This is a genomic window from Saccharopolyspora sp. (assembly GCF_017434145.1).
GTDB classification, from domain to species: domain Bacteria; phylum Actinomycetota; class Actinomycetes; order Mycobacteriales; family Pseudonocardiaceae; genus Saccharopolyspora_C; species Saccharopolyspora_C galaxeae.
In genome coordinates this window covers 1-9313 of the sequence record NZ_JAFRFW010001026.1, presented here as the reverse complement: position 1 = coordinate 9313, position 9313 = coordinate 1, and the positions used below count along the sequence as shown (strand labels likewise).

Genomic DNA, 9313 nt, shown 5'->3' with positions numbered 1-9313 from the left:
AGGGTTTCGGCAGAAGCGGGATGTTCGTTGAGCACCACGTCGGCCGGGGTGCTGCGCACGATCTCGGTGGCGGCCTCCGGGCCCGCCAGCAGCCGCGGCAGCTTGAACTCGCCGGTCGAGTAGCCGAGCCGCTGCGCCTCGGCGTAGAGCGCGAGCTGCACGTCCTCCGCCGCGGTCCCCTTGCCCACCGCGACCGCTTCGACCCCGAATTCCAAGGCTTGCGCGGCCAGTGCGCCCGGGTCGCTGCCGCCGGCGGCCAGGCCGGCTACGCGGAACCGGCCGGGATCGTTCCGGATCACCTCCAGCGCCTGGGTGCCGATCGAGCCGGTCGAGCCCAGGATGAGCACGGTGCGCGGCTCTCCCGCCCCCTGCTCGTTCGTCGCCGACACGCTCGTTGCCGCCGGACCGCCGGGTGCGCCGCCGCGGGCGCTGGCCGGCTCGCCAGGAGTGGGAGTCGCGGTGTTCATCGCCGCCATTGTCCCCGAAGCAGGTGAGCGCCGGACGCTCGCGGTGCGCGACGCCACGCGCGGCGGCAGGATCGCGGGGGTCAGTCCCGGTCGTCCGGCCGATGACCGGGCTGAACGTCGTGCGGCGACGTCGTGCCGCCGACCGATTGGGGCGCTGCGCCCCGGTCCACTCCCAGGGCGCTGCGGAACGGGTTCGCTCCCGTTCCGCAGTGCTGTTTCCGGGCTCGGGTCAGCCGCGGCGAGCCTTCGCCGACCTCCGCGGACCCGGATGCGATTCCCGCCACCGCGCCGCCCGGCCGTTCGCCCCGGTGTGCGAAGATGAACGCGCGTGACCAGGGGTCGCGTGCAGGTGCAGGCGCAACCGACCTCGTGGCCGGTTGGGACGCAGGAGGGCCACGTGGCGAGCACGGAACTCGAGACCAAGCCCGGCCAGGACGTCGATCCGGCGGACGAGCCGTCGGCCGAGTGGGGCTGGCACGGCGGCTTTCCGAAGGCCACCCAGGTCGCGGGCTGGTTCACCGTGTTCGCGCTGCTGATCATGCTGCACGGCAACCACCAGGGCATCCTCAGCGGCGGCAGCGGGTTCAAGACCGAGGACATCTGGCTGATCGTGCTGGCGGCGGGAGTCGCGGTCGGGCTGCTGTTCGACCTGCGCCGGAAGCGCACCGCCTGGCGCCGCTGATCCGCCCTCCGCGGCGCTTCCCGGACGTCTCCGCAGGTGGTCGCCCGATCGGGTAGCTCGGGCAAGTACTAGCTTTCGGCCCGTGGGGGATGTACCGGAGGCACAACTGCACCGGCGGGTGCGGGAGCAACTGGGTCCGGCCGCGGAGAACTTGGCCGGGCTGATCGGTTCCCGCGCGCGGAACCGGGTGCCGCCCGCGCTGCTGGCCGCACCGGTGGGCGTCGATCCACGCGGGCTCTGCCACGAACTCGACCGCCTCAGTGCGCTTCGCGCGCTGCAACTGCCGCTGGGATTCCTCGGAGAATCGGACGGCGCGCCGCGGCTGGAGCAGCTCAACGCGCTGTTCGGCGATGTCGAACGGCTCGACCGGCTGCGTGCGCTGGAGCTTCCGGACGAAATGTTCGACGGCGTGCCGGACGCCACGATCGATTGCTGGCGGCATCGGGCGCTGACCGGCCTGCACCTCGAACCCGCTGCCGCGCGGTTGTCGCTGCTGGCCGCGCTGTGCTGGTGCAGGCAGGCGGAACTCGCCCAGGAGCTGCTGCTCGTGCTGCTGGCGATGATCGAACAGCTGCATTCCCGCGCGCTCGCGCGGCTGCACCGGACAAGTGCCGAGTCCCGCGAGCGCGTCTTGCTGCGGCTCGTGGATTCGACCGCGCACGGGCGGTTGGAGCGCTTCTCGTCGATCGGTCCCGGACTGCGCGACCTGCTGCGCGAGGCGGATGCGAGCGCAGGCGCCCGGAACTCGCGCACGGCGCTGCACACCTCCTACTCCTCGGATTACCGGCAGGTGGTCGAGCCGCTGCTGCGCGCACTGGAGTTCCGCTGCTCCGATGACCGCTGCTGGCCCCTGCTGGCCGCGCTGGGAGAGCTGCTCGGCGGCGGCACGCAGGTTTGGGGCGACGACCGCTACTACTCCGCCGATCAGAAGATTCCGGTGCGCGGCGTCGTCCCGCACGGCTGGCGCGAGGTGCTGGTGGATGAGCGCGGCCGCATCGAGCGGGTCGCCTACGAGCTGTGCGTGCTGATCAGGTTGCACGAGGCCGTGACGCGCGGCGAGATCACGGTGCCGTGGGCGGCCCCAGCACCCGGCCTGCCGGGCGGCCGCGTCATCTGGCCACCGGAGGCACCGGCCCAGCTGGGAACCGCGGGCGAGATCGTCCCGGCTCGCCCCGGCTGACCGCGATCATCCCGTCACGTGGTGTCCCCTTGCGCTCACCCGCGGTCGACCAATAGACGTGTGCGCATGAACCACGTGCCGCTCGACCCGTTCTGGCCGTCGCGGCGCATGTCCCTTTTCGACCAGGCGTGTCCTTGGGCCGCGCTTGTCGTGCGCGGCCGCCTCCGAACGTGATCCAGCCCGCCCCGGCGGGAAGCATGAACAGGAGGGACACCGTGTCGGTCACCGACGAACTGCTCAAGAACAACGAGTCCTACGCCGCCGGGTTCTCCGGTCCGCTGCCGCTGCCCCCTGCCAAGAAGGTGGCCGTGCTGGCGTGCATGGACGCGCGACTGGACGTCTACCGCGCGCTCGGACTCGCCGAAGGCGAAGCGCACGTCATCCGCAACGCGGGCGGCGTGGTCACCGCCGACGAGATCCGCTCGCTGGCGATCAGCCAGCGGCTGCTCGGCACCGAGGAGATCATCCTGATCCACCACACCGACTGCGGGATGCTGACCTTCACCGACGACGAGTTCACCGCCGCGATCCAGCAGGACGTGGGCGTCGAACCGGACTGGTCACCGGAGTCGTTCGGCGACCTCGAAACCGATCTGCGGCAATCCGTGCAGCGCATCCTGACCAGCCCGTTCATTCCGAAGAAGGATTCCGTGCGGGGCTTCGTGTTCGACGTGGCAGACGGGCGGCTGGGCGAGGTGAGCTGAGACCGCCCGGAGCCGGCCGGGCAGCGCGGTGCGAGGGGAAGGGGCGCTGTCCGGCCGGCGCGGACCCGACACCGGTCGGGGGTGTCGGCATCGGGCCGGCCCGGGCGGGGGTTTCGTGGGAGTTCCGCGAGGGCCGCGATCACCAGGGTGATCTCGCGCGGGACGGTTTTCCAGAGTCCCAACCCGACCGATGGACACCCCTTGCACGGGGCTCGGCGAACCGCTCCGCGATCATGCGGACGAGCCAGGCGAGCGCCTTCGATTCCGGCGAAACACGCAGGTCAGAAACGCAATGGCGAAATGCCGGGCGGATCTGCCGAGCAACCGCCGACGCTTCGTGATCAGCTCGTGATCCGTTGCCCCGGAGCGGACCGGATCATCCGTAGTGATGAAGCCGCGGCCACCCGGCCGTTGCTCGCGCCGCGCTCGGCCGATCCCGGGTCGCAGCGCGCCTGGTCCGTGCGCTCGGGAACCCTCGTCGCCCGGTGGGCGCTCAGCCCTCCGCGGCCAACTGCCCGCAGGCCGCGGAGATCTCCTGCCCGCGGGTGTCGCGGACGGTGCACGGCACTCCGGCCGCCCGGACGCGGCGGACGAACTCGCGCTCCACCGGTTTCGGGCTCGCGTCCCACTTGCTGCCCGGAGTCGGGTTCAGCGGGATCAGGTTGACGTGCGCGAACTGCCCGAGGTGCCGGTGCAGCAGCTTGCCGAGCAGGTCCGCGCGCCAGCCCTGGTCGTTCATGTCCCGGATCAGCGCGTACTCGATCGAGACCCGGCGCCCGGTGTTGTCGGCGTAGCCGCGCGCGGCCTCCAGCACCTCGGCCACCGGCCAGCGGTTGTTCACCGGCACCAGCGTGTCGCGCAGCTCGTCGTCCGGAGTGTGCAGCGAGACCGCGAGCGTGACGTGCAGGTTCTCCGCGGTCATCTTCCGGATCGCCGGGGCGAGGCCCACCGTGGAGACGGTGACCGAACGCTGCGACAGCCCCAGCCCATCCGGCGCGTCGTCGCAGATCCGGTGCACCGCGTCGAGCACGCGCTTGTAGTTCGCCAGCGGCTCGCCCATGCCCATGAACACCACGTTCGACAACCGGCCCGGGCCGCCCGGAACCTCGCCGTCGCGCAGCATCGCCGCGGCGGTGCGGACCTGGTCGACGATCTCGGCGGTGGACAGGTTGCGCTGCAGACCGCCCTGCCCGGTGGCGCAGAACGGGCAGGCCATGCCGCAGCCCGCCTGGCTGGAGATGCACACCGTCGCCCGCTCGGGATAGCGCATCAGCACGCTTTCGATCAGCGTGCCGTCGTGCGCGCGCCAGAGCGTCTTGCGGGTGGTGCCCTCGTCGGTGTCCACGGTGCGGACCTGGCTCAGCAGCGTGGGCAGCAGGTCCGCGCCGAGCTTGGCCCGGCTGGCCGCGGGGATGTCGGTCATCGACTCGACGTCGGCGTTGAGCCTGCCGAAGTAGTGGTTCGCGAGCTGCCGCGCCCGGAACGGCTTCTCCCCCGCCTCGCCCACGGCGGTGCGACGTTCCTCGGCCGACATGTCGGCGAGGTGGCGAGGTGGCATACCGCGCTTCGGCGCGTCGAAGACCAGCGGGAGTGAAGTCGACATAGCGCTCACCATTCTCCCACGGCGGAATCCGGGGCCGGAGACCGAGTCCACTGGTCAGCGCGGCTTCGCGGGCGTAATGTTTCGGTGTGCCGAAACTCAGACTGCCGATCTGGCGAAAACGCGGCCGGCGCGGCGCGGCCGCGCTCATCGCCCTGCTGGCCGCAGCACCGCTGTTGACCGGCTGCGGCACCGGCCTGCGCCTGCCCGACGACGGACGGCGCACCGTGGTCACCACGTTCACCGTGCTCGCGGACATGACCCGCGCCGTTTCCGGCGGGGTGCTGCCGGTCGAATCGATCATCAAGCCCGGGGCCGAGGTGCACGGCTACGAGCCGACTCCGAGCGACATGCTCAGCGCGGCCAGGGCCGATGTGGTGCTGGACAACGGGCTCGGCCTGGAGAGCTGGTTCCAGCAGTTCGTGCAGCGCAGCGAGGCCAGGCACGTGACGCTCAGCCGCGGCGTCGAGCCGATCCCGATCCGCGCGGCCGGACAGCAGGGCGCGCCCAACCCGCACGCCTGGATGTCCCCGCGCAACGCCAAGAGCTACGTCGCGAACATCCGGGACGCGCTCACCCGCATCGAACCGGCGCACGCGGAGACGTTCCGGCGCAACGCCGCGGACTACACCCGGCGCATCGACGAGATCGAGCAGTACCTGCGCACCGAGCTCGGCAAGCTGCCCGAGCAGCAACGCGCGCTGGTGACCTGCGAAGGCGCCTTCTCGTACCTGGCCAGGGACGTCGGACTGCGGGAGGACTACCTCTGGCCGGTCAACAGCGACTCCGAAGGCACCCCGCAGCAGATCAAGAACACCACCCGGCTGGTGCGCGACCAGCGCGTCCCCGCGGTGTTCTGCGAATCCACCGTGAACGACAAGGCCCAGCAGCAGGTGGCGGCCGAGACCGGCGCGCGGATGGGCGGCACGCTCTACGTGGACTCGCTGTCCGAACCCGGCGGGCCGGTGCCCACCTACCTCGACCTGCTGCGCCACGACGCGGAAACCATCGTCGGCGGGCTCTCCGGAGGTGCTCGATGAGCGTCCACGCCCAGCACGTGACCGTGCGCTACCGGGACACCCTGGCCCTCGACGACGTCACCGTCGAGGTCGGTGCGGGCAAGGTCTGCGGGCTGCTCGGGGTCAACGGTTCCGGCAAGTCCACCCTGTTCAAGTCCCTGATGGGGCTGGTCCGCCCGGACCGCGGCGAGATCGGGCTGCTCGGCATGGAACCGAGACGCGCCCGCGCGCGGAGCCTGGTCGCCTACGTGCCGCAGTCCGAGGCGGTGGATTGGACGTTCCCGGTCACCGTCGCCGACGTGGTGATGATGGGCCGCTACGGGCGGCTCGGGCCGATGCGGCGACCGAAGTCCGCCGACCGCACGGCGGTGGCCGCCGCGCTCGCCCGCGTGGGGCTGACCGAACTGGCCCGCAACCCGATCGGCGCGTTGTCGGGCGGCCAGCGCAAACGGGCCTTCGTGGCGCGCGGCATCGCGCAGGAGGCGCAGCTGCTGCTGCTCGACGAACCGTTCGCGGGTGTCGACAAGGGTTCCGAGGCGGTGCTCAGCGAGCTGCTGCGCGGACTGCGCGACGACGGCCGGACGATCATGATCTCCACCCACGACCTCGCCGCGGCGCCCGCGCTGTGCGACGAGGCGGTGCTGCTGCACCAGCGCGTCCTTGCGCACGGCCCGGTCGCCGAGGTGCTCGCGCCGGAAACCCTGGCCCGCACCTTCGGCGTCCCGGAAGGAACCCGATGAACGTGCTGATCTGGCTGGCCGAACCGCTGCAGTTCGGCTTCATGCAACGAGCGCTGCTGGTCAGCGTGGTCGCCGCGCTGGTGTGCTCGGTGCTGTCCTGCTGGGTGACGCTGATCGGCTGGTCGTTGCTGGGCGACGCCGTCTCGCACGCCGTGCTGCCCGGTGTCGTGCTCGCCTACGTGCTGGCGCTGCCGTTCTCGGTGGGCGCGTTCCTGTTCGGCGGGCTCGCGGTCGCGCTGATCGGCGCGGTGCGCAACACGACCCGGCTCAAGGGCGACGCGGCGATCGGCGTGGTGTTCACCGGGCTGTTCGCGCTGGGCATCGTGCTGATCTCGCGCATCCCCAGCCAGGTCGACCTCAACCACATCCTGTTCGGCAACGTCCTCGGCGTGACCGACTCGGACATCCTGCAAGTGCTGGTGATCAGCGCGATCACGCTGCTGGTGGCGGTCATCATGCGGCGCGACATCACGCTCTACGCCTTCGACCCCACGCACGCGCACGCCATCGGGCTCAATCCGAAGCGCATCGGGGCCGTGCTGCTGACCATGCTCGCGCTGACCGTGGTCGTGGCATTGCAAGCCGTCGGGGTCATCCTGGTCACCGCGATGCTGATCACGCCGGGAGCGACGGCGTTCCTGCTCACCCGCCGGTTCCCGGCGATGCTGGGCACCGCATCGGGGCTGGCGGTGTTCAGCGGGATCGCGGGCACCTACCTCAGCTTCCACCTGGACACCTCCACCGGAGGGATGATCGTGGTCTGCCAGGCGGCGCTGTTCCTGCTCACCTACCTGTTCGCACCCGCGCAGGGGTTGCTGTGGGAAGCGGTGCGCCGGCGCAGGCGGGCAGCGCCGGTCGTGGCCGAATAGTCCACTCACCCGGGGCGGTGGAGGTCTCCTATCGTGGAAACCATGACAAGCATGGCCGAGCGCCCGTCGCCGTCCGTCGAGGACTACGTCCGGGCGATCTACGGGCTCAGCGAACGCGGGGTCGCGGTGACCAACGCGACGTTGACCCAGCGGCTGGGCCTGAGCCCGTCCTCGGTCTCCGGGATGATCACCAAGCTGGCCCAGCTCGGACTGGTCACGCACATCCGGTACCGCAGCGTCGAGCTCACTCCGGACGGCCGCCGACTGGCCTACGACGTGCTGCGCAGGCACCGGCTGATCGAACTGTTCCTGGTGGAGGAGCTGGACTACACCTGGGACGAGGTGCACACCGAAGCCGACGCGCTGGAGCACGCCGTCTCCGACGACCTCGTCGCGCACATCGCCGCGAAGCTCGGCCACCCCACGCACGACCCGCACGGCGACCCGATCCCCACCGCCGACGGAGACGTGGAGAAACCCGCGACCCGGCTGCTGGACCAAGTCGAGCCGGGCACCGTCGGCACCATCGCGCGGGTCTGGGACACCGATTCGGAGCTGCTGCGCTACCTGACCGACCACGGCATGACCCTCGGTGCGCGCATCGAGGTCGTGGAGCGCAAACCGTTCGGCGGCCCGCTGGTGGTGCGGATCGGAGAACCGCCGGAGGCGGAGACGCACTTCCTCGGCAGCGAGATCGCCGCCACGCTGTCCATCCGCACCTGAGCTCGGCGAGTCCGCGAACGGCCGACCCGGAAGCGGTTCAGCAAGCCCGGCGCTGCTCGTCCGAAGTGGACACCGGTTCCTCGGCCGTGTCCGGTTCGGCGGTCTCCTCGGTATCGGCAGATTGCTGGGAACCTGCGGCTTGCTGGGAATCTGCGGGCTCCGCGCCGTAGAGCTGCTCGGCGAGCAGCACCCCGTGCAGCTCATCGGTGCGATGCGCGCCGAGCACCGCCAGCAGCAGATCGAAGCGGTGATCCGTGAGCACCACCGCGACGTAGGCGAACCCGATCAGGCCGCCGAACACCAGCACCGACACCCAGACCACGGAGACCTCCTGCACCAGCAGGACCACCGCGACCGCCAGCACCAGGCCGGAGGCGAACGCCGTCGCCCTGGTCAACGCGACCTGCCGCAGCAGCGAGCGGAACGCCGGGTGCTGGCGGGACAACTCGCGCACCAGGCGGGAACGTTCCTTGCGGTCCATCTGCGCGACCTGGCTCAACCCCGCGGTCACCGGTTTGCCCGCGTGAAAGGCCATGCGTTCCCTCCTTCGCGCAAGTCGCTCGGTGCCCGTGCCGCGCTGAGCGCTCGGTTTCAACGTCGCGCTGAGCGCTCGGTTTCAGTTCGTCCGAAGCGCCGGGTGTCCGCCTCCGCGCCGAGCGCTGGGTGCGCCCGCCGCAGCGGTGGCACCGCACCGCCGCGGCGCACAACAACGCCCGCGCTGCGCAGCACCGCCGAGGTGTCGGCACCGGCCGCACGCGGGCACACTCCGTGATCCATCCAAGTCGATCACGCAGCGCGCGCCCGAAGCAAGGCGGCATTCGGGGGCGTTCGCGTTGCGGAAGAAGCACTGAAACGTAACGGCTCACCGGCCGGGATCCGGCCTTGATCGGCCGGTCGGCTGCAGTTCCGAACCGGACAGGAAACCGTCTCACTCTGAGTGATCAAGCGGCGCGGAACCGGCTCAGCGGCTGCGGAGCAGCCCCACCGGCCGACGCCGGACCCGCAGTCGGTAACCGACCTCGAACGCGCAACCGGTGACCTGGCGCGCCGCACGCCGCGCGACCTCCGGCGAGAACTCGATGCCCAGCACCGCCTCCCGCTCGGCCCGCGCGTCGAACCGCCATTCGCTGCGCACCCCGACGCTGTCGAAACCGCGCCGCTGGAAGAACGACTCCACCGCGACCGGGTCGTAGTGCGGCGCGTCGGCGCGCATCCAGTCGCCGTACGGCGGGCAGGCCGCGTCCAAATCGATGATCGCGAGCGTGCCGCCGGGACGCAGCACCCGCTCAGCCTCCGCCAATCCGGGCTCGCAGCCGGGGCCGAAGAAGT

Annotated in this window: 9 protein-coding genes and 2 pseudogenes; 7 read left to right on the top strand and 4 right to left on the bottom strand. The window is 71.1% G+C overall.

The features are described 5' to 3' along the window. Window positions 1–467: pseudogene (locus IJH84_RS28075) on the bottom strand (hypothetical protein); the annotation flags it as partial. Window positions 468–864: 397 nt separating this feature from the next. On the opposite strand from IJH84_RS28075, the gene IJH84_RS28070 reads away from it, so the two are divergent. From IJH84_RS28070 to IJH84_RS28060, 3 genes are all read left to right on the top strand, one after another. Then, window positions 865–1149, top strand: a complete 285-nt coding sequence (locus IJH84_RS28070) for a DUF2631 domain-containing protein (protein ID WP_200070150.1) — start codon at window positions 865–867, stop codon at window positions 1147–1149. Between the two features lie 82 nt (window positions 1150–1231). Next, window positions 1232–2329, top strand: a complete 1098-nt coding sequence (locus IJH84_RS28065) for a hypothetical protein (protein ID WP_295150944.1) — start codon at window positions 1232–1234, stop codon at window positions 2327–2329. Between the two features lie 215 nt (window positions 2330–2544). After that, on the top strand, window positions 2545–3033 hold the full coding sequence (locus tag IJH84_RS28060) for a carbonic anhydrase (RefSeq protein WP_200070152.1): 489 nt from the start codon (window positions 2545–2547) through the stop codon (window positions 3031–3033). Window positions 3034–3526: 493 nt separating this feature from the next. On the opposite strand, the gene rlmN is transcribed toward IJH84_RS28060, so the two are convergent. Further along, window positions 3527–4636: a 23S rRNA (adenine(2503)-C(2))-methyltransferase RlmN gene (gene rlmN / locus IJH84_RS28055; RefSeq protein ID WP_200070153.1), complete on the bottom strand. Its 1110-nt coding sequence runs from the start codon at window positions 4634–4636 to the stop codon at window positions 3527–3529. Between the two features lie 86 nt (window positions 4637–4722). Between rlmN and IJH84_RS28050 the strand changes: the two genes are divergently transcribed. The 4 genes from IJH84_RS28050 to IJH84_RS28035 are packed head-to-tail and all read left to right on the top strand — an operon-like array spanning window position 4723 to window position 7984. Further along, complete coding sequence (locus tag IJH84_RS28050) at window positions 4723–5673, top strand: metal ABC transporter substrate-binding protein (RefSeq protein WP_295150940.1); 951 nt, start codon at window positions 4723–4725, stop codon at window positions 5671–5673. Further along, window positions 5670–6392: a metal ABC transporter ATP-binding protein gene (locus tag IJH84_RS28045; protein ID WP_200070154.1), complete on the top strand. Its 723-nt coding sequence runs from the start codon at window positions 5670–5672 to the stop codon at window positions 6390–6392. The genes IJH84_RS28050 and IJH84_RS28045 overlap by 4 nt, the downstream gene beginning before the upstream one ends. Then, window positions 6389–7261, top strand: a complete 873-nt coding sequence (locus IJH84_RS28040) for a metal ABC transporter permease (protein WP_200070155.1) — start codon at window positions 6389–6391, stop codon at window positions 7259–7261. Before IJH84_RS28045 ends, IJH84_RS28040 begins: the two co-directional genes overlap by 4 nt. A 42-nt stretch (window positions 7262–7303) precedes the next feature. Next, on the top strand, window positions 7304–7984 hold the full coding sequence (locus IJH84_RS28035; RefSeq protein ID WP_200070156.1) for a metal-dependent transcriptional regulator: 681 nt from the start codon (window positions 7304–7306) through the stop codon (window positions 7982–7984). A 37-nt stretch (window positions 7985–8021) separates the two neighbouring features. Here IJH84_RS28035 and IJH84_RS28030 read toward each other — a convergent pair whose 3' ends face one another. Together IJH84_RS28030 and IJH84_RS28025 are read right to left on the bottom strand one after the other, a co-directional pair. After that, the gene (locus IJH84_RS28030; protein ID WP_295150936.1) at window positions 8022–8519 is read right to left on the bottom strand and encodes a hypothetical protein; all 498 of its coding nucleotides are present in this window, start codon (window positions 8517–8519) and stop codon (window positions 8022–8024) included. A gap of 426 nt (window positions 8520–8945) precedes the next feature. Then, a pseudogene (locus tag IJH84_RS28025) lies at window positions 8946–9313 on the bottom strand (SAM-dependent methyltransferase); the annotation flags it as partial.

What these genes read in the sequence shown, in the direction of transcription:
- rlmN (WP_200070153.1), bottom strand. Translation starts at nt 4,636, where the DNA reads ATGTCGACTTCACTCCCGCTGGTCTTCGACGCGCCGAAGCGCGGTATG.
- IJH84_RS28045 (WP_200070154.1), top strand. Translation starts at nt 5,670, where the DNA reads ATGAGCGTCCACGCCCAGCACGTGACCGTGCGCTACCGGGACACCCTG.
- IJH84_RS28040 (WP_200070155.1), top strand. Translation starts at nt 6,389, where the DNA reads ATGAACGTGCTGATCTGGCTGGCCGAACCGCTGCAGTTCGGCTTCATG.
- IJH84_RS28035 (WP_200070156.1), top strand. Translation starts at nt 7,304, where the DNA reads ATGACAAGCATGGCCGAGCGCCCGTCGCCGTCCGTCGAGGACTACGTC.
- IJH84_RS28030 (WP_295150936.1), bottom strand. Translation starts at nt 8,519, where the DNA reads ATGGCCTTTCACGCGGGCAAACCGGTGACCGCGGGGTTGAGCCAGGTC.